Source organism: Arthrobacter sp. alpha11c (assembly GCF_054149985.1).
Window position 1 is genome coordinate 3,580,646 of the sequence record NZ_CP196747.1, and the last position, 22,461, is coordinate 3,603,106.

Annotated in this window: 22 protein-coding genes; 8 read left to right on the forward strand and 14 right to left on the reverse strand. The window is 62.0% G+C overall.

Annotation, left to right across the window (positions count from 1 at the left end; translation table 11 throughout):
• Nucleotides 1-41: 41 nt before the first annotated feature.
• Nucleotides 42-1,871: a glycoside hydrolase family 2 protein gene (locus tag ACTAQJ_RS16505; RefSeq protein ID WP_498702210.1), complete on the forward strand. Its 1,830-nt coding sequence runs from the start codon at nucleotides 42-44 to the stop codon at nucleotides 1,869-1,871.
• A gap of 58 nt (nucleotides 1,872-1,929) precedes the next feature.
• On the opposite strand, the gene ACTAQJ_RS16510 is transcribed toward ACTAQJ_RS16505, so the two are convergent.
• The 5 genes from ACTAQJ_RS16510 to ACTAQJ_RS16530 all read right to left on the reverse strand — a co-directional run bounded on the left by ACTAQJ_RS16510 (nucleotide 1,930) and on the right by ACTAQJ_RS16530 (nucleotide 4,829).
• Nucleotides 1,930-3,069: a baeRF2 domain-containing protein gene (locus ACTAQJ_RS16510; protein WP_498697704.1), complete on the reverse strand. Its 1,140-nt coding sequence runs from the start codon at nucleotides 3,067-3,069 to the stop codon at nucleotides 1,930-1,932.
• A complete protein-coding gene (locus ACTAQJ_RS16515) occupies nucleotides 3,062-3,289 on the reverse strand; it encodes a hypothetical protein (RefSeq protein WP_498697706.1) in 228 nt (75 codons plus the stop codon). Before ACTAQJ_RS16515 ends, ACTAQJ_RS16510 begins: the two co-directional genes overlap by 8 nt.
• 35 nt (nucleotides 3,290-3,324) lie before the next feature.
• The gene (locus ACTAQJ_RS16520) at nucleotides 3,325-3,603 is read right to left on the reverse strand and encodes a hypothetical protein (RefSeq protein ID WP_442005208.1); all 279 of its coding nucleotides are present in this window, start codon (nucleotides 3,601-3,603) and stop codon (nucleotides 3,325-3,327) included.
• A gap of 145 nt (nucleotides 3,604-3,748) precedes the next feature.
• Nucleotides 3,749-4,546 (reverse strand): glycerophosphodiester phosphodiesterase family protein, encoded by a 798-nt coding sequence (locus ACTAQJ_RS16525; RefSeq protein ID WP_498697712.1) that lies wholly within the window; start codon nucleotides 4,544-4,546, stop codon nucleotides 3,749-3,751.
• 13 nt (nucleotides 4,547-4,559) lie between these two features.
• Nucleotides 4,560-4,829, reverse strand: a complete 270-nt coding sequence (locus tag ACTAQJ_RS16530) for a hypothetical protein (RefSeq protein WP_498697714.1) — start codon at nucleotides 4,827-4,829, stop codon at nucleotides 4,560-4,562.
• A 131-nt stretch (nucleotides 4,830-4,960) separates the two neighbouring features.
• Here ACTAQJ_RS16530 and ACTAQJ_RS16535 point away from each other — a divergent pair, with 131 nt between their 5' ends.
• Nucleotides 4,961-5,821 (forward strand): NAD-dependent epimerase/dehydratase family protein, encoded by an 861-nt coding sequence (locus tag ACTAQJ_RS16535; RefSeq protein WP_498697716.1) that lies wholly within the window; start codon nucleotides 4,961-4,963, stop codon nucleotides 5,819-5,821.
• A 29-nt stretch (nucleotides 5,822-5,850) separates the two neighbouring features.
• On the forward strand, nucleotides 5,851-6,741 hold the full coding sequence (locus tag ACTAQJ_RS16540) for a methyltransferase family protein (protein ID WP_477521105.1): 891 nt from the start codon (nucleotides 5,851-5,853) through the stop codon (nucleotides 6,739-6,741).
• Here ACTAQJ_RS16540 and ACTAQJ_RS16545 read toward each other — a convergent pair.
• From ACTAQJ_RS16545 to ACTAQJ_RS16560, 4 genes are read right to left on the reverse strand one after another with little or no spacing between them, the layout of a single operon-like run.
• Nucleotides 6,738-7,547 carry an HAD family hydrolase gene (locus tag ACTAQJ_RS16545; protein WP_431120083.1) on the reverse strand — a complete coding sequence of 270 codons (810 nt, stop codon included), beginning with the start codon at nucleotides 7,545-7,547 and terminating at the stop codon, nucleotides 6,738-6,740. The two genes, ACTAQJ_RS16540 and ACTAQJ_RS16545, sit on opposite strands and share 4 nt — an antisense overlap.
• A 41-nt stretch (nucleotides 7,548-7,588) precedes the next feature.
• Nucleotides 7,589-8,116 (reverse strand): YbhB/YbcL family Raf kinase inhibitor-like protein, encoded by a 528-nt coding sequence (locus ACTAQJ_RS16550; RefSeq protein ID WP_498697719.1) that lies wholly within the window; start codon nucleotides 8,114-8,116, stop codon nucleotides 7,589-7,591.
• A gap of 39 nt (nucleotides 8,117-8,155) precedes the next feature.
• A complete protein-coding gene (locus ACTAQJ_RS16555) occupies nucleotides 8,156-9,097 on the reverse strand; it encodes a carbohydrate kinase family protein (RefSeq protein ID WP_498697721.1) in 942 nt (313 codons plus the stop codon).
• 41 nt (nucleotides 9,098-9,138) lie between these two features.
• The gene (locus ACTAQJ_RS16560) at nucleotides 9,139-9,960 is read right to left on the reverse strand and encodes an alpha/beta hydrolase (protein ID WP_477521102.1); all 822 of its coding nucleotides are present in this window, start codon (nucleotides 9,958-9,960) and stop codon (nucleotides 9,139-9,141) included.
• A 109-nt stretch (nucleotides 9,961-10,069) separates the two neighbouring features.
• Between ACTAQJ_RS16560 and ACTAQJ_RS16565 the strand changes: the two genes are divergently transcribed.
• The 4 genes from ACTAQJ_RS16565 (at nucleotide 10,070) to ACTAQJ_RS16580 (ending at nucleotide 15,140) form a co-directional block, all read left to right on the forward strand.
• Entirely contained in the window at nucleotides 10,070-11,176 is a 1,107-nt protein-coding gene (locus tag ACTAQJ_RS16565; protein ID WP_216924310.1) for a GTP pyrophosphokinase, read from the forward strand.
• A gap of 7 nt (nucleotides 11,177-11,183) precedes the next feature.
• On the forward strand, nucleotides 11,184-12,680 hold the full coding sequence (locus ACTAQJ_RS16570) for a SulP family inorganic anion transporter (protein ID WP_431117388.1): 1,497 nt from the start codon (nucleotides 11,184-11,186) through the stop codon (nucleotides 12,678-12,680).
• 92 nt (nucleotides 12,681-12,772) lie between these two features.
• Nucleotides 12,773-13,768 carry a bile acid:sodium symporter family protein gene (locus tag ACTAQJ_RS16575; protein ID WP_498697725.1) on the forward strand — a complete coding sequence of 332 codons (996 nt, stop codon included), beginning with the start codon at nucleotides 12,773-12,775 and terminating at the stop codon, nucleotides 13,766-13,768.
• A 115-nt stretch (nucleotides 13,769-13,883) separates the two neighbouring features.
• Nucleotides 13,884-15,140 carry a D-arabinono-1,4-lactone oxidase gene (locus tag ACTAQJ_RS16580; RefSeq protein ID WP_498697727.1) on the forward strand — a complete coding sequence of 419 codons (1,257 nt, stop codon included), beginning with the start codon at nucleotides 13,884-13,886 and terminating at the stop codon, nucleotides 15,138-15,140.
• Between the two features lie 129 nt (nucleotides 15,141-15,269).
• Here the strand turns inward: ACTAQJ_RS16580 and ACTAQJ_RS16585 are convergent, their stop codons facing one another.
• The 4 genes from ACTAQJ_RS16585 to ACTAQJ_RS16600 are packed head-to-tail and all read right to left on the reverse strand — an operon-like array spanning nucleotide 15,270 to nucleotide 20,895.
• Nucleotides 15,270-17,045: an acetyl/propionyl/methylcrotonyl-CoA carboxylase subunit alpha gene (locus ACTAQJ_RS16585; protein ID WP_498697729.1), complete on the reverse strand. Its 1,776-nt coding sequence runs from the start codon at nucleotides 17,043-17,045 to the stop codon at nucleotides 15,270-15,272.
• A gap of 7 nt (nucleotides 17,046-17,052) precedes the next feature.
• The gene (locus ACTAQJ_RS16590; RefSeq protein WP_498697731.1) at nucleotides 17,053-18,726 is read right to left on the reverse strand and encodes a 5-oxoprolinase subunit B/C family protein; all 1,674 of its coding nucleotides are present in this window, start codon (nucleotides 18,724-18,726) and stop codon (nucleotides 17,053-17,055) included.
• 30 nt (nucleotides 18,727-18,756) lie between these two features.
• A complete protein-coding gene (locus ACTAQJ_RS16595) occupies nucleotides 18,757-20,091 on the reverse strand; it encodes an MFS transporter (protein WP_498697733.1) in 1,335 nt (444 codons plus the stop codon).
• Nucleotides 20,092-20,136: 45 nt separating this feature from the next.
• Nucleotides 20,137-20,895 carry a LamB/YcsF family protein gene (locus tag ACTAQJ_RS16600; RefSeq protein WP_431117383.1) on the reverse strand — a complete coding sequence of 253 codons (759 nt, stop codon included), beginning with the start codon at nucleotides 20,893-20,895 and terminating at the stop codon, nucleotides 20,137-20,139.
• Between the two features lie 109 nt (nucleotides 20,896-21,004).
• Here ACTAQJ_RS16600 and ACTAQJ_RS16605 point away from each other — a divergent pair, with 109 nt between their 5' ends.
• Entirely contained in the window at nucleotides 21,005-21,703 is a 699-nt protein-coding gene (locus ACTAQJ_RS16605) for a GntR family transcriptional regulator (protein WP_498697735.1), read from the forward strand.
• Here the strand turns inward: ACTAQJ_RS16605 and ACTAQJ_RS16610 are convergent, their stop codons facing one another.
• The gene (locus tag ACTAQJ_RS16610) at nucleotides 21,704-22,429 is read right to left on the reverse strand and encodes a LysR family transcriptional regulator substrate-binding protein (RefSeq protein WP_431117381.1); all 726 of its coding nucleotides are present in this window, start codon (nucleotides 22,427-22,429) and stop codon (nucleotides 21,704-21,706) included. It lies immediately after the preceding gene.
• Nucleotides 22,430-22,461 lie beyond the last annotated feature (32 nt).

Below are 22,461 nucleotides of genomic sequence, written 5' to 3' on the forward strand. Positions count from 1 at the left end.
CTTCCCCTTCCGAAGGAGATGCGTTGACAGAGCCAAATACGATGCCGGCCCTTCCCAAGCCCGAGCATCCCCGCCCCCAACTTGTCCGCGACAACTGGATGAACCTCAACGGAATCTGGGGTTTTGAGATCGACGCCGGCGACTCGGGTTTGGAGCGCGGACTCGCCAGACGCGAGCTCACCAGTGAGATTCTGGTGCCATTTGCCCCGGAATCGGTCCTTTCCGGAATTGAGCACGTGGATTTCATGGAAGCTGTTTGGTACCGACGTACAGTGACCATCCCCCAGGAGTGGGCCGGCCAGAACGTCCTCCTGCACTTCGGCGCCGTGGATCACGACGCGACCGTGTGGGTCAACGGCCTTGAAGTTGCCCGCCACAGGGGTGGTTTCACCCCCTTCACGGCCGATCTCGGTGGAGTGGCCGAGCCCGGCACGGAAGCGGTGATCGTTGTCCGGGCCCGCGATTCGAGGCACGAAATGCAGGCACGGGGCAAGCAGGCAACCTGGTACAACAACACTCATTGCCAGTACACCCGCACCACTGGAATCTGGCAGACGGTCTGGATGGAGGCTGTCCCCGAGGTCCACATCAAACGCCTCCGAATGACTCCCAACCTGGCCGACTCAAGCATCACGATTGAGGTTCCGATCAGCCAGAACCGCGCGGGGCACACGGTGACCGCTGTCCTCAGCGATAAGGACGATGTAACCGTGGAAGCCACGGCGAAGGCTGACTTGGATCTCACGCCAACATTGCGGCTGAACATTCCCGCCGAATCCCTGCGCCCTTGGTGCATTGAGGATCCGTTCCTTTACAACCTTGAGGTGGCAGTTCGGGACGCTGCCGGCACCGTCGTTGACCGCGTCAGCAGCTACGCAGCCGTTCGTTCAGTTGCCCTTGACGGCAAAGTGGTTCGTCTCAACGGCAAGTCCGTGTTCCAAAGATTGGTGCTGGACCAGGGATATTGGCCGGACTCGCTGATGACCTCGCCGGATGACGCTGCGCTGGTCAAGGACATCGAGTTGTCCATGGCGGCCGGATTCAACGGTGCACGACTCCACCAAAAGGTGTTCGAAGAGCGTTTTCTCTACCACGCAGACCGACTCGGCTACCTAGTCTGGGGCGAGTTCGGCGACTGGGGCGTCTCCGGAGGAGGAACCATTGGCCACAACCAGAAGCCGACAGCGAGTTTCGTAGCCCAATGGCTTGAGGTGCTTCAGCGCGACTTCAACCATCCCTCGATCATCGGATGGTGCCCGCTCAACGAAACGCACCAGATCCTGCACGATCGACTAACGGTACTGGATGATGTCACCGAGGCCATGTTCCTTGCCACGAAATTGGCCGACCCCACGCGGCCGGTCATCGACGCATCCGGATACTCCCACCGCATCCGCGAAACCGACATTTACGACTCCCATTCCTACGAGCAGAATCCGGAGAAGTTCCGGATCGAGCAGCAGGGCCTTTCGGACGGGAAGCCCTTTGTAAACCGGAATCCACAGGGTGAGGAATACTCCGTGGCTTACGCTGGCCAGCCGTATTTCGTGTCCGAATTCGGCGGCATTTGGTGGAACGAATCGGAGGCGCGCCAAGCGGCGGCAGAAGCGGGCCTCGGAACTGATGTATCGACGTCGTGGGGTTACGGCCAGCGTGTCAGCAGCGAGGAGGAGTTCTACGCCCGTTTCGACGGACTATGTAGCGTACTCCTGGATAACCCGGACATGTTCGGTTACTGCTATACGCAACTGACGGACGTCTTCCAGGAAAAGAATGGCATCTTCACTTTCGAACGCAGAAGCAAGTTCGATCTCGAGCGGATCCGGGCCAGCCAGGTCCGTCCGGCGGCCATCGAAGCCCACAACGAATAAAGGCAATCGCCCAAAGGAAAGGCCAGGGCGCGGCGCCCTGGCCTTTCTGTTGGAATGGTTATGCGCCTCCCGGCCGTTCCGGTCCAGTAGGCCACCGCAGCAGGGCGGCCACCTGGACGCTATCAGGCAACGCCGCGGAGGGGACAAGTTGAACGCGGGCATCCGTTAGCGCCGCAGCACGCACCATGGCCGCCGGAGCAGGGACTTTCCCTAGAACTTCAGCTCCCAACGCTTCTTCCTCAGAGCTGGCGATCCACGGCTCAGCACCCAACGCAAGCAGGGTGTGTTCGGAGAGCGCTTGATCATCGAGGATCAGGACATCCACTTGGGCTTGCTGAAGGGCGTGAACCACAGCTCCGTTTCCTGTAGCCGACTCGGGGTTCGCCTGCCCTTCCTGCTCGGCCAAGCGCTCCATCAGCTGCTGCTGTTCTTCTGCCCACTGCTGGGCGACCAAGGAGTTAACCTCGTCGTCGAACTTTTGACGATCGGAACCAGGGGCCAGAGTATGGGCGTCAACCATTCGCAGGATGGCCTTGCTCGCCTCGGACAATTGATCGGCCACGAGTTGCCGCGCACGGATGTCCCCGGCAAGGACCAAGAGGCGAGCCTGCTTTTCCCTCACTACCTTGTCAATTTCATTCACCACCTGATCGGCATTGCGCCGCCAAATCTCCTCAGTGTGGTGCTGATACCGGCCCTGTGACCACCCGCCACTTGGAACCTTTTTGAGATTCTCGTCCGAGCCCTGGACATGCTGGCGCTCCTCAGCTTTCTGCCTGCCGGCCCGATGTAATCGGATTTCGCCTTCTTCGCGGCTGACTTCTGCCACAACGTAAGGGAATTCGTCCGGCTGGTGCTTCATCAAAGGCAGCAGATCGGGAATGGAGTCCATGGAAATTCTTTCGGACCCAGACAGTGGCCCGGGCAACAGCTCGTTAACCATCACCTGCCCATCCCGCACCAACACAAAACGGCTCACCGGCGCTGGTAGGCCCATGGCCGGTTGGATGGCCGATTCCATTGCCGCCAGATCTTCCTTGGACGCCCCCTGCCCCGCCAACGCATCCCGAACATTGTCGGGTTGGACGTCCCCGGCTTCCAGGCTGTCCACAGTTCCGGTACTCGCCTCGAGGTACGCCAAGCACCATGGTCCAGGCTGCCGATAAAGATCCGCGTACTTTTTCAGCGCTTCACTCACTTGACTCTCCCTCCTCCGCTGCGGCGTCGGCAGGGGTATTCGGGTTCAAGGCCTCACGGACTTCCGGCGCATCCGTTTCATCAGGGAAGGGCTCGGTCTCCCGCCCTTCCTCTACGTGGGCTGGTTTGTTGCCCCTGATCATTCCCTCGGTTTCGTGCTGCATCTGATCATCCAGATGCGATCCGTGCTTTGAGTTTCCTCGCTCAGCCACGGTAATCATCCTTCCGATGTACTCGACTTACGTTTTCGTCGCGCCTAACGGCTCACCAACTTGAAAAAGGTGCTGTCTTCGCCGCTGGCCTTTTTTGCTTGGTAGAGGAAAGCAAGCTTGCTCTCCTCGAACTTGTCGAACCATTCATCCCAACTGATGTGCTCCAGGGAATCTTCTCCAGCTCCGCCAGGAAAATCGATGCGCAGGATACCCACGTCGTTCTTGTCCCCGGTCTTTTTGACGCTGGCCGGTTTACCGTCGTTGCTTTCAACCCACTTGCGGATCTCGTCGTGATCCGTGGTGGTGTGAGATTCAGAGGCCATGTCAGATTTCCTTTCCTTCCCGATGCCGGCACCTGGTTGGCGTGCCATGTGCCAACGAAGAGTATGGACAATTCGACCCTAGTCCCGGTCTACCCAAAATAGAAAGGGTACTGAGTATGTTCCCATCGAGATGGCATTTGAACCTTTAAACCCACTGCCCCCGGCGCACCAAAACGTCCTTCAGCAGGTCCAGCCGGTCGGACACGATACCGTCCACACCCAGATCCAAGAGACGCCCCATTTCAGCGGGCTCGTTGATGGTCCAGACGTGAACTTGGATGCCCAAGCGGTGGGCGCGACGAACAAAACCTGGAGTCACCACGGGGAATCGCCCATAGCGGACCGGGACTTGGAAAGCATCGACGCCGGTGAGCACCTTGCGGGCCAAACCCGCCGGCAGCAAGGGCCCAAGGAGTACGAAAAGCGCGGTCAGGGTGCTGCCAGCGGAAGAAGCCGTCCGCTGGCTGAGGAGTTTCAAGACTGCACGACGACGCCGGTCGGAGAAACTCGTAACCAACACCCGGCCATGGATGCCGTGCTTCTCGATAGCCTCGGCCATCGGTTTAACGGAATTCCAGTCCTTGACGTCCAGGTTCAGGCGGGCATCGGGGAAGGCTGCCACCAGCTCGTCAAAAGTCGGCACGGGTTCCACTCCTCCAATGCGGGCCCGCGCCACCTCGGCTGCCGTGAGCTCGGCGATCCGGCCAGACGAATCTGTGACCCGGTCCAAGAAAGAATCATGGAAAACGAGGAGGACTCCATCTGAAGTGGTGTGCACGTCAGTTTCAAGGTGCAGGGTGCCCAGCTCAACGGCGGCACGAAAAGCAGCCATGGAGTTCTCCAACCCATTCATGGAGAATCCGCGGTGAGCGAAGGCCAGTGGGCCCACAGTGCCGTCCTTGCGGAGGAAATATGGCAGTGTCACATGCGAAGCGTAGCCCATTGCGCATAGGCGACTACGACTCCTCGGTGACCGTCACCTTCTCCAAGGGGACCACCGCCACGCCATCGCTGATGTGCACCAGCGTGCGGCCCCGACCGCCGTCGAGCTCCACCCAAACTGCCGTTGCGTCACCGGTAACGGCGTCCACTATCCCAGCCGATTCGTACCCCGGCGTCAGGGTCACGCTCACGCGGTCGCCCTGGCGAAGCGACCTCCAGTGGTGATCCGGTTCGATCTGGCGCAATGGTGCAGTGTTGAAGTCGTTGATCCTACGCTTGGCCATGATTCCCCTACATCCAACAAGCTAAACGGGTCTGTGGCTCAAGCCTACGGACGCAAGTTGAACGCGGGTTGTATGGAGACTGGGAAGTTGGTGACAGCTTGGCGGAGCATCAGGGCTGCCAAACTAGTGGCATGACTGTATTGATTGCCGGGTGTGGCGACCTTGGAACCGAAGCCGGACTGCGTTTCGCAGAGTTGGGCCATGACGTGATCGGGCTTCGCCGTTCTCCGGAAAAGCTCCCCGAGGGGATCCGGGGCATGCGCGCGGACCTCTCACGTGAAGTCCCGGCCATCCCAGCAGATGTGAACATCGTTGTGGTCGCAGTCGCCGCCGATTCTTCCACCGAGGAGGCATACCGGGCAGCGTACATAGACGGCCTCCGAAATACTCTGGACGCCTTGGATCGCGATTCTATTGAACCGGAACGAATATTGTTCGTCTCCTCCACAGCCGTATATAAGGACTCCGACGGAGCGGTGGTGGACGAAACCACACCCACCGAGCCCACGCGCTTCAGTGGCAAAGTGCTGGTGGAGGCTGAAAATATGCTGCTTGCCCGCACCCGGGGAACGGGAACCCAACCCATCATCCTTCGGCTCGGCGGCATTTACGGTCCGGGGCGAACGCGACTGATCGACCAAGTGCGGTCAGGGCAAGCCGTGATTCCAGCACAACCCCGGCACACCAACCGTGTTCACAGGGACGATGCCGCGGCCATGATCGTCCACCTCACCACCATGGATCAGGACCCGGATCCGGTCTACGTAGGCGTAGACGACCATGCGGCCGAGATGGGTGACGTCATGCGGTTTCTTGCTTTGGAAATGGGAAACCCTGAACCCCCGACGGCGTTGGAAGACGCCCACGCCGGCCCTGGAGACAAACGCTGCTCCAATCAGAAGCTGCGCGGGACTGGCTTCGAGTTCGCCTTCCCCACATACATAGAGGGCTACCGCGCAGTGCTGGCAGGTCGCGGCGTCCGTCATCCGTGAAACCTCAAGGAACAAAATCGGGCTTGCAGATGCTGTGCCGAGCCTATTTTGCCGTGCAGGCAGCCGCCGGTCTTTCTTGGTGGATCGCCGTCTTCCTGTCACCCGTGGTGCGGCAAGCCACCCTCGGTAGCCTCGATCCCGTCGCCGTTGCGATCTTTGACATTCCCCTTTTCGTCATCGCCTCCGCCCTTGCGGCAATCGGCGTGAAGGCCGCCGCCTTTGTCGCCACTGCTTGGACGGGAATCGTCGCCACTGCCCTCGGGGTCTACGCCACGCTGACAACTGAGGCAGGGTTGGGCGTTTTGATCATGATTGCGGCTGCCGCTTGTTCCCTGGCCGCCCTCAGCATCGTCGTCCTGGGCGGGATTCCCACGGCCTGGATTACTAGGGGCCCCTTCGCTTTCCGTTCAGCCGCTGGCCGTCGCACGGCAACAAACGTGAGCGCAACCATCGGCCAAATGATCCTTTTCTGGGGATTTTTCCTGGCTGTGATCCCCTTGGCCCTGACGTTCCTTGAACAGCGATGGGAAGTGTCCCTGCCATTTCCGTCGATGGCCGCCCCTGCCGGAGCGCTGCTTCTAACGCTCGCAAGTGCGCTGGGCGTGGCCTCCGCCGTGACCATGTCTTGGCTCGGAGCTGGCACCCCGTTGCCCTCAGCCATGCCCAACCGCTTGGTCATCGCCGGACCGTATCGCTGGCTTCGTAATCCCATGGCTGTTGCGGGCATTACCCAAGGTGCCGCAGTCGGCCTCATTCTCGGGTCCTGGCTTGTTATCGCCTACGCGGTTCTTGGCTCCCTGCTGTGGAACTATGCCGTCCGGCCGCTGGAGGAAGCCGATCTCGAAGAGCGGTTTGGTGCAGAATTCATCAGATACCGTGCGTCGGTGCGGTGCTGGATCCCTCGTGTGGGACGTGGCTAGACCGTTTGCTCCGTCAGTTTCGCCTCGAGGATCTGGGCCACACCGTCGTCGTCGAAGTGTGGTGCCTGCTGCCCCGCAGCGAGGATCGCTTCCGGGTGGCCGCTGGCCATCGCGTAGCCGTGACCTGCCCAGCGCAGCATCTCGATGTCGTTGGGCATGTCCCCGAAGGCCACGACATCCGCGGCCTCGATTCCCAACGACTCGGCGTACTTCGCGAGGGTGACGGCCTTGTTGATGCCGGGCACGGACATCTCAAGCATTGCGGTGCGAGGTGCCGAGTGTGTGGTGCTGACCAGATGGGCGACGGCCGGCTGAACTTCGGCAAGGAATTCGTCCGGGGTGCCTTTACGGGTTATCGCCAGGAACTTCACGACGGCGTCATCCGCCGTAAGCGTCTGGTCGAGCGGTGCGGGGGTGAACTCCGCGAGGAGCTCGCTGGTTTCGTTCTCGAGGAAGCCTGGCTCAAGTTGGAAACCAGTCAGAGTTTCCACGGCGAACAAAGCATCCGGCCGCAGGGACTTGATGATGCGTCGCGCTTCAAAAATGGATGTGATGTCCAGTGTGCAAGAAGAAATGGGCTTCTCCGTTTCGAGATCCCAGACCACCGCGCCGTTGGAGCAGATCACGATACCGCTGTGTCCGAGTTGTTCCTGCAGCGGGTACAACCACCGCGGCGGGCGGCCCGTGACGAACACAAGCTCCACCCCAGCGTCCCGGCATGCTTTGAATGCCTTGACGGTCCGATCACTGATCTTGCCGTCATGACCGAGGATGGTGCCGTCAATATCACTTGCTACGAGGCGCATCATGTCAGTCTACGTGGCTGTTGAGAACCCAAATGCCGCCGCTAACGCTCGAACATACCTGTGATGGTTCCGCGCGCCAACGTATGCGCAGGAAGGGCTGAAGCAAGTATGCGTGCCTCGGAATCCTTTTCGATGCCCAGGTCCTCCACGTCCAGCGCATGTACGGCCACTATGTACCGATGCGGTCCGTGGCCTCTGGGAGGTGCTGCCCCAACATAGCCGCTGCGGCCGCCGTCGTTCATTAACTGGAACGCTCCAGCGGGCAACGCGTGGCCGTCCCGGCCGCCGGCACCAGCGGGAAGGCTTGATACCTCAGGAGGAATATTAAGTACCGCCCAATGCCAGTAGCCCCCACGGCCGGGAGCATCGGGATCCCACATAGTGACCGCGAAACTCCTGGTTCCGTCCGGAGCTCCACTCCAGCTCAGCTGGGGAGACATGTCTTGGCCGCCCGCACCCAGAATCCCGCTCCGCTGATCGGGGCCGAGAGTATCGCCGTCGGTGAATGACTCGCTCGCAACCTGTAATTCCTGCGCGGGCGTCGTGGCGTAAGGATCGTGGTCCTTCATGGCGCACCTCCTCGTGGCCGGATTTCGCCGGCAACAGTTTTAGCTTGCAACAGCCTTATGGTTGAGCTCGGCCCGCGTCGGCGGATTGGCGCCAGCCCGCGACACCGTAACTGCGGCAGCACGGGTCGCGTGGTCCATGATGGCGGCAAGGGTCTCGGCCGGCATGGCTCTGAGTGCCCCGCGGTTTTGCGCACCGTCCAGCCCGCGGTCCACTATCGCTGACAGCAGCCCCGCCATGAACGAATCGCCGGCACCAACGGTATCCACCACCGTTACAGATGGCGCCGGAACCTGGGTCTCTCCGATGGCCGTGATTCCCCACGGACCACGCGCGCCCCGCGTCACCACCACCAGCGCGGGTCCTTCCGTGCCTCCCAGAGACAACCAGCGGCGTGCCGACTCCAGCGGATCAACGCCCGGATACAGCCATTCGAGATCTTCGTCAGAAGCCTTCACGACGTCGGAGAGCACTACGAAGCGTTCGGCCTGCCTCCGTGCGTAATCGCGATCGGTAATGATGCTCGGCCGGCAGTTGGGATCGAAGCTGATAGTGCTGCCCGGATGGGCATGCTCGACGGCGGCAAGCACGGCCGCGGCACCTGGCTCCAAGGCGGTGGCTATCGAACCCGTATGCAGCAAAGTGGCCCCCTGCAGCATGAGCGGCAACCGCTCCCCGAGGCCCGGCAAATCCCAGGTGAGATCGAAGGTGTAGGTGGCGGCGCCGTCGTCGTCGATCACAGCCGTGGCTACGCTGGTGGGTTTGCCGTCGGGCGGAAGGGGGACCATCACGGAACTGGACCGGAGGTGCGCCCCCACGGAATCGCCGTATGCGTCCTGGCCAAACCGCCCGATGAACTGCACGGGGTGGTCCAAACGCGCCAAGCCAACGGCGACGTTGAGCGGGCTGCCGCCAACGTGCGCCTCGATTCCGCTGGGGCGCTGCACAACGTCAACCAAGGCCTCGCCAATCACAGTCAGCATGGGACCACTCTGCCAGAGGAAGGGCCAGCGCTACCAGTGATTCAGGAGAGCAGGCGTTGTACCAATTCGCGGCACTTCTTGTAAGCCACGGCCTTTGGATCTATGAGATCGAAGTGATCCCCAGGGACACGCAGCAATTGCGCGGCGCTGCCGGCGGCGGTTGCCGCCGCGACGTAGGCCTCGGACTGACTGACTGGAACGTCTTCGTCGTCGGTGGCATGGACGGCGAAAACCGGCACATCAAGGGGCAGTGAACTCATGGGATCCGCGTATTTATGCCTTTTGGGGTATCTGGCAGAATCGCCACCCATGAGGTTGCAGACGGCACCGTTACTGAGGTTCAGTTTTTCCGCGGCAGCCAGGTTCAGCAGGCCGGACTGGCTGACGACCCCTGTCAGGTGGACGGCGTTGTCCTCCGATCCACGCACGAGTTGGCGGTCGGCGTCGGGCGTTCCGATGGCCGAGAGGCGCTGCCGTCCGGCGGCCCACACAGCCAGGTGACCGCCAGCCGAGTGGCCCAAGGCCACTACCTTGCCGAGGTGGAGCTCGTGCTTTCCGGCGATTTCAGCGAGATGATCAATGCCGGCCAGGATGTCTTCGAATGTATGGGGCCAACCACCGCCGTTGCCGGCACGTCGGTATTCAAGGTTCCATGCGGTAATTCCATGCGCCGCGAGGTCCCGGGCCAGGGGCTCGCCGAGCTCGGCGCCGTACTGTGAGCGCCAGTAGCCGCCGTGGATCACAACCGCGACACCACCCGCGACGGCTGATGCGCCGCGATGGTTTCCGTTGTTCGGTTCAGGTATGAAGAGTTCGCCCCATTGACTGGGGTGTTCGCCGTAGCTGTACTTGTGCCGCAACATTGCGCCCTCCTTTGTACCGAGCCTATCGTGACGTCCCGCAACTTTGGCTAGGGCACCCCGACGGCGGGGTGCCCGCCCCAGTGTCGGACCCGCCCCGTAAGCTGGGGGCATGGCAAGCAATTGGGACAGCCTGGACCAGGACCAGCGCGACGCAGTGGACGCGAACGTGGCGCTCTATGAGCGTGTTCGCCCTGCCCTGAAGCGGGTCACACGGGATGTGCTGCTGACCCTTAGGGACATGCTCAACGATGCCGAGGTCACTCCCCTGTTTGTCACCGGGCGAACCAAAACGGTGGAGTCGTTCCGCGAAAAAATCTCACGCACGGATGATCCTTTGGAGCCGGGCGGCCCGCGGGTCCTTAAATTCCCGGACCCTTTCCGCACCTTGAATGACATGGTGGGCATCCGCGTCATCACCAAACTGCCTGCCGAGAACGCTGCGGTGGCCAACATCATCAAGCGCCAGCGGCAGCTCTTCGATTGCCGTGGAGACCGTGAGAAGGACATCGGTTCCATCGAATCGGGCACGTACGGCTACTCCAGCCGGCACCTCATCCTGCGAACCATCCAGAATGAGGCCGTCAAGGAGTATCAGCACGTCTTCAACCCGGATATGCCTGCCAACGGCAGCTACTTCTTCGAGTGCCAGATCCGCACTGTTTTTGCGCACGCCTGGAGCGAGATCGAGCACGATATCCGGTTCAAGGCGGAGGATCCAAGGGCCTGGACCCCCCATTTCGATCGCCAGTTCACGGCCACTGCGGCCATGTTGGAAACCGTGGAGAGCGCCTTCGCCGACCTCCACGAGCGCTATGAAGAGGTCCGCAGTTATTGGGACCTGCACGGTGAGGGTGCCTCTCCGCTGACTCCCAACCGGGTTCGGGACGTCTGGCGTACGCTCCTGCCCCACGTTGACCGTAAAGTTGATGACGACTGGGGGTGGGCTGCCGAACTTCTGGCCGCGCACGGACTCACCAAAACCGTGGAACTTGCGGGGCTCCTTAGTGCCAACCGGATCACGGAGGTCCGCAAAGCCCTGGATCACCGTTACTCCCCGGGCCCCGACCGCCTCCTGGACGACCTCCTGCTGTGGCAGTACGGAACCGAACATATTGACCTCACCGCTGAGGCGCCCGACGTCGTTCCGCACCCGCGGCGCGATAGCCTCCAGCGGCGTCTGAAGCAGATTGAGCGTTACCGCCAGACTGCACTGTAAGGACGCCATGACTCCCGAGCAACTCATGTCACTGCGGGTGACCTTCCGCTCGCCCCGCCGCCTGCTGACGGAATCCCTGGCTGGACTGGTGGTTGCACTGGCGCTCATTCCGGAGGCCATCGCGTTCTCGATCATCGCGGGCGTTGATCCCAGGGTCGGGTTGTTCGCTTCCTTCACCATGGGCGTGGTGACGGCCCTTGTTGGTGGTCGCCCAGCCATGATCTCTGCAGCGACAGGGGCCGTAGCGTTGGTCATCGCTCCCGTGATGAAGGAGCACGGACTCGACTACCTGATCGCGACGATCATCCTGGCGGGTATCTTCCAGATCATCCTGGCTGTACTCGGTGTCACGCGGCTCATGCGGTTCATTCCGCGGTCGGTGATGATCGGCTTCGTGAACGCACTGGCAATTTTGGTGTTCATCTCGCAGATGCCGGAACTCTTCAATGTCCCGTGGATGGTCTATCCAATTGTTGCCGTGGGACTCGTCATGGTCTTTGGCCTACCCCGCCTGACCACGGCTATTCCTGCGCCTCTCGTGGCAATCGTGGTCATTACTCTGGTTACCGTTCTGGGACACATAGATGTTCCTACAGTCAGTGACAAGGGCGAGCTCCCCCACAGCCTGCCCGGGTTCTTCCTGCCCAATGTCCCGCTGAACCTGGAGACGTTCCAGATCATTGCGCCCTTCGCATTGTCCATGGCCCTGGTTGGCCTGCTGGAATCACTCCTGACAGCCAAGCTCGTGGACGACATCACGGACACGCGGTCCAACAAGACACGGGTTTCCTGGGGTCAGGGGGTGGCCAACATCGTCACGGGATTCCTTGGTGGACTGGGTGGGTGTGCCGTGATCGGACAGACCATGATCAACGTCAAGGGATCCGGCGCGCGGAGTCGGCTCTCAACGTTTTTGGCTGGCGTCTTCTTGCTTGTCCTGGTGGTTGTCCTGGGCGACGTCGTGGGGATGATTCCCATGGCGGCCCTTGTTGCCGTGATGATCTTCGTTTCACTGATTACCTTCGAGTGGCATTCTGTTCGTCTGTCCACCCTGAAGCGACTGCCCAGATCAGAGACCGCCGTCATGCTGATCACCGTTGCCGCCGTTGTGGCGACGCACAATCTCGCGGTGGGTGTCGGCGTCGGCGTTTTGACCGCGATGGTCCTGTTTGCGCGCCGCGTGGCGCACTTCGCGACTGTCGAGCGCACCGAACTGGAGCTCAACGGGGAAACCGTCGCTACGTACACGGTGGACGGCGAACTCTTCTTTGCCTCGTCCAATGATCTGTACACCCAGTTCGACTATGCAAAGGATGCCTCGGAAGGCATAGATCGTGTGGTGATCGATCTCCATAACTCGCACCTTTGGGACGCATCCACAATTGCCGTGCTGGATTCCGTCACCGAAAAGTACCGGAACCACGGGCGCGAGGTGGAGTTCATCGGGCTCAACGAGGCAAGCGTTCGGATGCGCGAACGGCTGGCGGGAAAGCTGAACGGCTGATCCATGTTTCGAAACAGCGGTCATCTGACATATATGCCGCATTGGAAGTAACGAACTCGGTCATGCCCGCGGACCAATGTGAGCATGGATAAATGCTTGAGGCAACGAATTCCCAGACAGACACTTCAGGGTCCGAGGCTCCCGTCAACGCAGCCCTCGCCGCAGAGGCCAAAATCGCGCGGATAGCCGTGACGGTTTTCCCGCTCCTGGTTGTGCTGGCCGGCGTCCTCGGGTTCCTCCTTCCGGAACTGTTCAAGCCCATGGGCGTCGCCGTTCCCTATCTGCTCGGCGTCATCATGTTCTGCATGGGCCTCACGCTGACGCCGCCCGACTTCGCTTCTGTGGCGCGTCGTCCGTGGGCTGTGGCACTCGGCATCGTGGCGCACTACGTGATCATGCCTGGGGCAGGCTGGTTGATTGCCGTCCTGCTTCAGCTTCCGCCCGAGCTCGCCGTCGGCCTTATTCTTGTGGGCTGCGCACCATCCGGTACTGCGTCCAACGTGATGGCGTTCCTCGCCAAGGGTGACGTGGCATTGTCGGTCGCTGTCGCCTCGGTTTCCACATTGATCGCTCCCATCGTCACGCCGGCACTGACTCTCCTGCTGGCCGGTTCGTTCCTGCACATTGATGCTGGCGCCATGGTGCTGGACATCGTGAAGACCGTGTTGCTTCCGGTCATCGCAGGCCTGCTCGCTCGACTCTTCCTATCCAAGCTCGTCACAAAGGTGCTTCCGGCACTTCCGTGGGCGTCCGCCGTCGTAATTTCACTGATCGTGGCGATCGTCGTGGCTGGCAGCGCCAGCAAGATCGTCGCAGCGGGCGCCATCGTGTTCCTGGCAGTCGTCCTCCACAATGGCTTTGGGCTGGGCTTGGGCTACCTTGCCGGTAAGCTGGGCCGCCTGGATGACAAGGCCCGCCGCGCCTTGGCCTTCGAGGTGGGCATGCAGAACTCCGGTTTGGCCGCGACCCTTGCCACGGCGCACTTCAGTCCGCTGGCTGCGCTGCCCTCTGCCGTCTTCTCGCTGTGGCACAACATCTCCGGCGCGATTGTCGCGGCATGGCTGGCTCGCCGACCACTGAAGGACTAGCGTCCCGCGGCTCCAGCTAAGACTGCATCAACCAGTTGGACGCCTCTTGACGCAATTAGTTGTGAACGTTAACAATTGCGGGAGCCGATAAGTCACCGAGTGGGAAGATCATTCAATGAAGAACTGGGCAGGAAACCTCGAGTATTCGTCCGCCGAAGTCCAGCGGCCCACCTCCGTGGACCAGCTGCGCGGGCTTGTGGCCAACGCGCCGCGGATCAAGGCCCTCGGTTCCCGCCACTCGTTCAACAGGGTCGCAGACACCGATGGCATGCACGTTCTCCTGGATGCATTGCCCCAGGAAATCTCACTTGATACCGGGAAGGGCACCGTCAAGGTCAGCGGCGGCATCAGTTATGGCGCACTTTGCCGGGCAGTCGAGGAACAGGGTTATGCCATCCACAACCTCGCTTCACTCCCCCACATCTCGGTAGCGGGAGCCATCCAAACCGGGACGCACGGCAGTGGTGTCGGCAATCCCTCCTTGGCTGGCGCGGTCGTAAGCATTGACCTGGTGCGTGCAGATGGCGAGCTGGTGACGCTTACTCCGGACGACGACGAGTTCCTCGCCAGCGTTGTGGGAGTCGGCGCCCTGGGGATCGTCACAGGACTGGAACTGGCCGTCCGGCCGAGCTATCAGATGCGGCAGCGCGTGCTCACAGGCCTGCCGTGGGAGCGGGCGCTGGCTAACTTCGCGAACATCGCGTCGGCCGCGTACAGCGTCAGCTTTTTCACCAACTACACCGGCGGGTCCATCCCGCAGGTCTGGCTCAAGGCACTGGACACCGAAGCTCCGTTGCCGGACCTGTTCGGAGCAACCGCCGCTACTGCCGCTCTCCACCCGCTGCCCGGGATGTCGGCGGAGAACTGCACGGGTCAGCTGGACGAGCCCGGCAAATGGCTGGACCGGCTGCCGCACTTCCGCCACGAATTCACTCCTAGCAATGGCGAGGAATTGCAGAGCGAATTCTTGCTTCCCCTGGAGCATGCACCCGCCGCACTTGAAGCTGTCCGAGAGCTCGCGGACAAGTTGGCACCCCTGCTGTTCATCTCCGAAATCCGTACCGTAGCCGCGGATGAGTTCTGGCTCAGCCCGTTCTACCGGCAACAAAGCGTGGCCCTCCACTTCACATGGAAGCCACTGCAAGCCCAGGTGGAAGCGGTACTCCCGGAACTGGAGGAAGCACTGCGCCCCTTCGGCGCGAGGCCGCACTGGGGCAAGCTCTTCACGCCAAGCCTGTACGACTTCGCCGCGCTCTACCCACGCTTCGAGGACTTCTGCAGCCTCGCCGTCACCAACGACCCCTCGGGCAAGTTCCGGAACGGCCTCTTGGACAGCATCTTGGGAGCCACAACCTCGTTGCTTGGCCGCTGATCCGTTGCTGGCCCAGCGACGAAATAGCAGGCTAGCGACGTTCCAGCGACCGTCCTGACCAGTGGAACACGACGGCGGCCCGGCCCCCTCACGAAGGGCTGGACCGCCGTCGGGGTTAAGTCAGCCGGACTACTGGATGTGCGCCAGCACGGCTCCCGCGGTCACCACACCGCCGGGTGCCGAGAGCACCTCGGAGAGCGTACCCGCACGGTGTGCTGCCACCTGCGTTTCCATCTTCATGGCCTCCACCACCAGCAAGGGGTCCCCTGCCGAGACCTCGGTGCCGGGCTCCACGAGCCACTTCACGACGGTGCCGGCCATGCTGGAAACCAGGGCTGATTCCGCTGGCGAGTCTCCGGCTGAATTGGACGCTCCCACGTAATCGCCCTGCAACCCCGTGACCACCGCGCCTGAGGGGAGTCCCTGCCCTGACCGGGCCCAACCCTCCAGCAGATCAGCCGGGAGTCCAACGGCGAGCCGCTTGCCGTCGACGTCCACGGTGATGGTGCGCCGCACGCCACTTGGGGCAACCACGTTGTATTCGGAATCAACGGGGATCTGATCTGCAAAGTCCGTCTCGATCCACCGGGTGTGAACGCGCAGCCCGGCTACGGACGTAAAGTCATCGGATTCCACAACCGCGCGGTGGAACGGCAACACGGTGGGCAGTCCGGTGATCTCTATTTCGGCAAGTGCTCGGCGTGCGCGGCGCAGCGCTTGCTGGCGGTCGGCACCAGTAACTATCAATTTGGCCAGGAGCGAATCGAACTGCGGTGCAATAAACGAGCCCGCACGCACGCCGGTATCCAAACGAATGCCGGGACCCGTGGGCGCTTGGAACGATGCCACTGTGCCCGGGGAAGGCAGGAATCCGCGGCCAACGTCCTCGGCGTTGATGCGGAACTCAAAGGAATGGCCGCGGGCTATGGGATCCTCGGTAATGCTCAAGGGCAGGCCGGCTGCAATGCGGAACTGCTCCTGAACGAGGTCAATCCCAGCCGTTTCCTCGGTTATCGGGTGCTCCACCTGCAGGCGCGTGTTTACCTCGAGGAAGGCCACGGCCCCATCTGCGGAGACCAGGAATTCAACAGTCCCGGCGCCGTAGTAGCCGGCCTCGCGGACGATTGCTTTGGCGGCGTCATAGATCTGTTGCTGCTGGGACTCGGTGAGGAAAGGTGCAGGTGCCTCTTCCACGAGCTTCTGGTGCCGGCGTTGGAGGGAGCAATCGCGCGTACCCACCACAACGACGTTGCCATGGGTATCCGCGATGACCTGCGCCTCCACGTGCCGCGGCCTGTCAAGGTACTGTTCCACGAAGCATTCCCCACGCCCGAACGCTGTGATGGCTTCACGCACTGCCGAGTCGAAAGCCTCCTCCACTTCGGCGAGTTCGCGGACAACCTTGAGCCCGCGACCACCTCCGCCAAAGGCCGCCTTGATGGCCACCGGCAGTCCGTGTTTCTCGGCAAATGCCCGGGCTTCAGCAGCAGTAGCAACCGGGCCATCGCTGCCGGCCACAAGGGGGGCACCCGCACGGACAGCGATCTCGCGGGCTGTAATCTTGTTGCCCAACTGCCGGATCGATTCCGGTGACGGACCGATCCACTCCAGTCCGGCGTCGATGACTGCTTGCGCAAAGTCGGCGTTTTCCGAGAGGAAGCCATACCCCGGATGGACGGCATCAGCCTCCGACTGTTCGGCAACGGCCAGCAGTTTCGCGACGTTAAGGTATGTATCAGCGGGGCTGTTTCCGCCCAAGCTATAGGCTTCATCCGCGGCACCCACGTGCATTGCGTCGGCGTCGATGTCCGCATAGACGGCCACCGAGGAAATGCCGGCGTCATCGCAGGCTCGGGCGACTCGAACAGCGATTTCTCCGCGGTTCGCAATCAGGACCTTTCGCATCAAATACTCACTTCTCTGGGGTCTTGGTGAAGTCGGGGGAATCGGGGACCATCCGGAACCGGATCCGTCCGCCAATGGGGACCTGCCCGGCAAGGTCAAGGTGTTCGTCGCGAACCACGCCGATCACGGGGTATCCACCGGTGATGGGGTGGTCGGCCAAGAACAGCACGGGAAGTCCGGCGGGCGGGATCTGGAGGGCACCAGCCATAGTCCCCTCGCTGGGAAGTTCACCCTCGCGGGCGCGCTGGAGAGGAGTACCGTCCAGTCGCATGCCCACGCGATTGGATTGTGGTGTGACCAGCCATTCCTGACTTGTCAGGGACTCGATGGCGGACTGATCGAACCAATCAGCACGGGGTCCGGGAACCACATCGAGAACGGTGACACTGGTACCCGGAAATTCCGGTTGCAGCTCCGGACTTCCAACCGCAGTAGACGCCGTGGCGTCGCCCGCCGGGAGCTCCTGCCCAACCACCAGCGAGGCAGGTCCGATCCCGGACATCGTATCGGCCGAACGACTCCCCAGGACTTCGGGAACCGCTATGCCACCGCGGATTGCAACGTAGTTCCGGAACCCGGCCTCGGGCGGTCCGAGGGTAAGTACTTCGCCGTCGAGCAAGGCGAATGGAGCAGCAATCGGGACGCTGCGCACTGCGTCCCGGGCGTCGCCGTCAGACTCCTCAAATTCAGCCGACGACGGCGACTGGACGGTAAGGGTGGTAGGCGCACCTGTCACGGCAATCACCTGGTCACCGACCGCTTCCACGGTCAGCCCACCGTTGACGGTCTCGATGGCGGCAGCCGAGGAACTGTTGCCGACCAGTCGGTTGGCGCGGCGCAGCGATGCCCGGTCCAACGCACCGGCCGCCGAGACCCCCAAGTTCCCGTAGCCTCTCCGGCCAAGATCCTGGATAAGGCTTTGCGCCCCGGGGTTGAGGATCCGCAGGCCGGAGTCCGTGTGGTGATCAGCCTCGGGTTCAGCTTGATGCTCCGCGCTGGCCGTGACAACCTCCCGAACAGCGCGGTACTGCACCCTGTCACCGGGCCGAACCAGGGCCGGTTGGGGACGGTCGAGATCCCACATACGGGCTCCCGTTCGGCCAATCAGCTGCCAACCGCCGGGAGAACGCCGGGGATAGACAGCCGAGTACTGGCCGCCGAGGGCCACGGATCCAGCGGGAACAGCCGTGCGGGGTGAGGAGCGGCGGGGAACCGTGAGGACTTCATTCTCGCCCACCATGTAGCCGAATCCGGGAGCGAAGCCGGCGAAAGCAACAGTCCAGATCTGGCCTGTGTGGGCCGAAATTACGCCCTCCACGCTCAGCCCGGTGAGTTCCGCGACATCGGCGAGGTCATCGCCGTCGTACACGGTATCGATGACCACCAGCCCGGAATCGGTAACGTCCGTCGCGATGAGTTCCAGCTCGAGCAACCGGGCGCCGATGGCCCGCGTTGCCGCAGCGGATTCGCCAACGACCATAACCGTTTCGGCTGCTGCCAGGACGTCTACCTGGCCAGGGAGCGGAGACTTGTAGAGCATGTCCTGCAGAGCCAGTACGTCCTGCAGCCCATCCAGCTCCGCAAGTACGGCACGGGTGCCGACGGGTCGCACGGAGCGGACCTTTTTCGCGGTGGTCGATTGCTTCGCTGTGGCAGTTTGCTTCGCGGTGGTCGTTTGCATCACGGTCTCCATCATCCGCTTCGCCGCCATTTAGGCGGGCGACTCCTGCAGCAGGCGAACGTCTTCTTCGGGCTTCGGATCCCGGCCCAGGACCATGCCCACGATGGTGACGACGGCTGTCAGGACGAGGTACCCGGCGATCAAATACCAGCCGCCGGATGCTGCGCCGTAGAGAGCCGTGAAGATGATGGGCGCAACGGCTCCACCAATCACGCCGGCCAGGGTGTAAGCCAGTGAGCTGCCGGCGTAGCGCAGGCGGGCTGGGAACTGCTCGGTGATGAAGGCGGCCTGCGGGCCGTACATGAACGCGTGCAGCGCCAAGCCGATCACTGTTCCGATGGTCAGCATAACCACGGACTTGCCCTGGATCATGAGGAAGAACAGGGGAATATAGACGGCTGTAACGGCTGCTGTTACGCCGTAGACAAGGCGGCGGTTGAAGCGGTCGGTGAGAGCGCCGGCCAACGGAATGAGGAACAGCTGGAACGCGGAACCGATGAGGATGGCTGCCAGGACATTGCCTGTAGTCATGCCAAGTTGCTTGGTGGCGTACACCGCCACAAACACCGTGAACAGCGCGTAGAGAACGTCAGGGCAGACCCGGGACAGCGCTGCCGAAACCAAGGCCTTGGGTTCGGTGGTGAAGACCTCCTTGATGGGTGCCTTGGGTCGTTCGCCGTGGGCCTGGATTGCCTTGAAGACCGGGGTTTCTTCGAGCTTGAGGCGGATGATCAGGCCAAAGACCACCAGGAGTGCGGAGGCGAGGAAGGCGACGCGCCAGCCCCAGGAGAGGAACGCCTCAGTGCTCAGCGAAGCGGCAAGTATGGCGAGGACGCCGTTGGCCATCAGGTTGCCTGCGGGCGGGCCGATCTGCGCGGCGGAGGACCAGAAGCCACGCTTGTTGGGGTCGCCGAATTCGCTGGACAGCAGAACCGCTCCACCCCATTCACCACCGACACCGATGCCCTGGGCGAGGCGAAGAAGAACCAGGATGGTGGGCGCCGCCACGCCAATCACTGAGTAGTCAGGCAGCGCACCTATGAGGACGGTCGCGACTCCGATAAGCACGAGCGTGAACACCAGGACGTACTTGCGGCCAATCTTGTCGCCCAAACGCCCGAAGATGACGCCGCCGATCGGACGGGCCAAGTAGCCCACCGCAAAAGCTGAGAAGGAGAGCAATAGTGCAACGAATTCATCGTTGCCGGGGAAGAAGATCTTGGGAAAGACGAGGGCCGAAGCTACGGAGTAGATAGCGAAGTCATAGTACTCAAGCGACGTTCCGGTGAGGCTGGCTACGTAAGCCTTCAGGGCGCCGGCCGGTGGCTTCCTTGTCACGGCCTTGGCTGCGTTGGTGCTGGTCATGGTTTCCTCCGGGGGGATGAGGGGGTTGTGCTCAAGCTTGGGGATTTAGAGGAACGAGCCGATGCTGACGTCGGCGTCGTCGAGAGCGGACTTCACAGCAGTAGCCATCGCGACAGCTCCTGGTGAGTCACCATGCACGCAGATGCTCTCCGCGCGGATCTTCAGGATGGAACCATCGATGGTCCTGACGGACTGTTCGGTGGCCATCCGCAAAACGTGTTCCGCCACTTCAGCGGGATCGTGTAGGACGGCGCCTGCTTGGGTGCGTGGGACGAGGGTTCCGTCCGGGTTGTAGGCGCGGTCCGCGAAAGCTTCGGAAACACCACGAAGTCCGGCTGCGTCTGCAAGACGGAGGACTTCGGAACCGGGGAGACCGAGGATCGGGAGGGTGGGGTCAACTGATTTCACGGCGTCGACCACGGCCTTTGCCTGAGCGGTGTGCTTGACGATCGCGTTGTAGAGACCGCCGTGGGGCTTCACGTACTTGACGCTCGCACCCGTCGTGGCAGCCAGCGCCTGCAGGGCGCCGATCTGGTAAACGACATCGTCGGCCAGCTCCATGGGATCAACGTCCAGGAAGCGACGGCCGAATCCTGCAAGATCCCGGTAGCCGACGTGGGCGCCAATCACGACGCCGGCCTCAGCCGCCTTCTTGCAGGTGCTGCGGATAACGCTGGGGTCGCCAGCGTGGAATCCGCACGCAACGTTGGCACTGGAAACGGATTCGAACATGGCTGCGTCGTCGCCCAGCGTCCAACGTCCGAAGGACTCTCCGACGTCGCTGTTCAGGTCGATGATTGCCATGGTGTGATTCCTGCCTCGTGATGTGCGTTACATCAAGGATGCACCAGATTACCGGATTGTTCAACAATCCAGCGATCCTAATTTTTGGCAATCGTGTAATTTTGGTGTCATGGCCAGTGCAGATCAGGAATCCAGCGAAAGAACTGGCATCGACGGCGCCGGCGCCCGTATGCGCCTTCGGGTGCCTTCAGTTGCCGAGAGGGTTGCCGAGGAACTGCGCTACCAACTGGCCGAAGGCTTCCTTGTGCCAGGGGCAAAGCTCACGGAAGCAACCATCGCCGAGGACCTGGGCGTTTCCCGCAACACCGTCCGTGAAGCCTTCGCCGAACTAGCCAGCGAACGGCTCCTGGTCCGTCTCCCCAACCGCGGAGTGTACGTCGCCACACTGGAAGCAGGGGATATTCACGATGTCTATACGGTCCGCCGCGCCATTGAGGTCAGTTCCATCCGTGCCGGCGGTTCCCCAGAGCGCATTGCCGCCATCAGGGCCGCCGTCGAGGAGGGAAAGCGCGCAGCAGCCGCCAACGACAACGAGGGCTTGGGCAGCGCCAACCAGCATTTCCACGGGGCCATCGTTGCCCTGGCCGAAAGCGGGAGACTGAACACGATCATGGCCCAAGTGCTCGCTGAGATGCGTCTGTACTTCCACAAGGCCACCATGAACGCGCACTTCTACAGCGACTGGCTCAAGGAAAACGAGCAGATTTGCTCAGCGCTCGAATCCGGCGACCTGGAGCGCGCCGGGGACCTTTTGCTCGCCTACCTCAACAGATCAGAGCAGCAACAGGCCGCAATCCACGGTGAATAACTAGCGCTTGCCCTTCTTGCGCGAACCCTTGCCGCGGCCCTTGTCCGGATTCGGGGCGTAGCGCTGCGCGACCGCAGGCTTCTTGGCCCCGCCCCCGCGACGATCCGGCTTGGGCGCCTTCTTCGGCTTCTCCTGCTGAGCGGACGGCTGGCGTGAACTCTGCGCAGTCCGGCCGCGCACAATCCCGATGAACTCCTCGATCACCGGACTATCCGTACCAGCAAGCCACGCGAGGCCAATCTGCGTTCCAGGAGCGCCAGTCAATAGCCGCATGACGGTCTGCTTGTTGTTCAGGTGCCGGGCAACCGACATGGGCAGGATGGCCAATCCGGCTCCGGAAGCCACCACCTGCAAGGCCATATGGGGCCCGCCCATTTCCTCCACGTCCAGGAAGTTTTCCTCGGACAGGTCCTCCAGCGCCACTTCTTCAAACACGGAGATCTCGTGCCCCTTGGGAGCGACCACCACTGGCTGCTCTTCATAGAGGGGAATGACGTTCAGGCCTTCCCGGTCCACGGGCAGCCGAACAAAGCTAAGGTCAGCGGAACCGTCGCGCAGAACCGAAAGCTGCGCACCGTCGTCGGACATAAACGCATGCAATGGCACGTCCGGCATCCGCTCTTCCCACCGCCGGATCCATTTCCCAGGCGTCACACCGGCAACATAGGCGAAGCGAAGCTCGGTGGGGGGCTCGGTTATTTGGGCGGATTCTTCAGCGGCTGGCACACACTCACAGTACCGGCCAGATACCCTTGAAG

What these genes read in the sequence shown, in the direction of transcription:
- ACTAQJ_RS16605 (WP_498697735.1), top strand. Translation starts at nt 21,005, where the DNA reads ATGGCCAGTGCAGATCAGGAATCCAGCGAAAGAACTGGCATCGACGGC.
- ACTAQJ_RS16515 (WP_498697706.1), bottom strand. Translation starts at nt 3,289, where the DNA reads ATGATTACCGTGGCTGAGCGAGGAAACTCAAAGCACGGATCGCATCTG.
- ACTAQJ_RS16595 (WP_498697733.1), bottom strand. Translation starts at nt 20,091, where the DNA reads ATGACCAGCACCAACGCAGCCAAGGCCGTGACAAGGAAGCCACCGGCC.
- ACTAQJ_RS16590 (WP_498697731.1), bottom strand. Translation starts at nt 18,726, where the DNA reads ATGCAAACGACCACCGCGAAGCAAACTGCCACAGCGAAGCAATCGACC.
- ACTAQJ_RS16550 (WP_498697719.1), bottom strand. Translation starts at nt 8,116, where the DNA reads ATGAAGGACCACGATCCTTACGCCACGACGCCCGCGCAGGAATTACAG.
- ACTAQJ_RS16505 (WP_498702210.1), top strand. Translation starts at nt 42, where the DNA reads ATGCCGGCCCTTCCCAAGCCCGAGCATCCCCGCCCCCAACTTGTCCGC.
- ACTAQJ_RS16545 (WP_431120083.1), bottom strand. Translation starts at nt 7,547, where the DNA reads ATGCGCCTCGTAGCAAGTGATATTGACGGCACCATCCTCGGTCATGAC.
- ACTAQJ_RS16585 (WP_498697729.1), bottom strand. Translation starts at nt 17,045, where the DNA reads ATGCGAAAGGTCCTGATTGCGAACCGCGGAGAAATCGCTGTTCGAGTC.
- ACTAQJ_RS16575 (WP_498697725.1), top strand. Translation starts at nt 12,773, where the DNA reads ATGCTTGAGGCAACGAATTCCCAGACAGACACTTCAGGGTCCGAGGCT.
- ACTAQJ_RS16530 (WP_498697714.1), bottom strand. Translation starts at nt 4,829, where the DNA reads ATGGCCAAGCGTAGGATCAACGACTTCAACACTGCACCATTGCGCCAG.
- ACTAQJ_RS16570 (WP_431117388.1), top strand. Translation starts at nt 11,184, where the DNA reads ATGACTCCCGAGCAACTCATGTCACTGCGGGTGACCTTCCGCTCGCCC.
- ACTAQJ_RS16520 (WP_442005208.1), bottom strand. Translation starts at nt 3,603, where the DNA reads ATGGCCTCTGAATCTCACACCACCACGGATCACGACGAGATCCGCAAG.
- ACTAQJ_RS16535 (WP_498697716.1), top strand. Translation starts at nt 4,961, where the DNA reads ATGACTGTATTGATTGCCGGGTGTGGCGACCTTGGAACCGAAGCCGGA.
- ACTAQJ_RS16555 (WP_498697721.1), bottom strand. Translation starts at nt 9,097, where the DNA reads ATGCTGACTGTGATTGGCGAGGCCTTGGTTGACGTTGTGCAGCGCCCC.
- ACTAQJ_RS16580 (WP_498697727.1), top strand. Translation starts at nt 13,884, where the DNA reads ATGAAGAACTGGGCAGGAAACCTCGAGTATTCGTCCGCCGAAGTCCAG.
- ACTAQJ_RS16560 (WP_477521102.1), bottom strand. Translation starts at nt 9,960, where the DNA reads ATGTTGCGGCACAAGTACAGCTACGGCGAACACCCCAGTCAATGGGGC.
- ACTAQJ_RS16565 (WP_216924310.1), top strand. Translation starts at nt 10,070, where the DNA reads ATGGCAAGCAATTGGGACAGCCTGGACCAGGACCAGCGCGACGCAGTG.
- ACTAQJ_RS16540 (WP_477521105.1), top strand. Translation starts at nt 5,851, where the DNA reads ATGCTGTGCCGAGCCTATTTTGCCGTGCAGGCAGCCGCCGGTCTTTCT.
- ACTAQJ_RS16600 (WP_431117383.1), bottom strand. Translation starts at nt 20,895, where the DNA reads ATGGCAATCATCGACCTGAACAGCGACGTCGGAGAGTCCTTCGGACGT.
- ACTAQJ_RS16525 (WP_498697712.1), bottom strand. Translation starts at nt 4,546, where the DNA reads ATGGGCTACGCTTCGCATGTGACACTGCCATATTTCCTCCGCAAGGAC.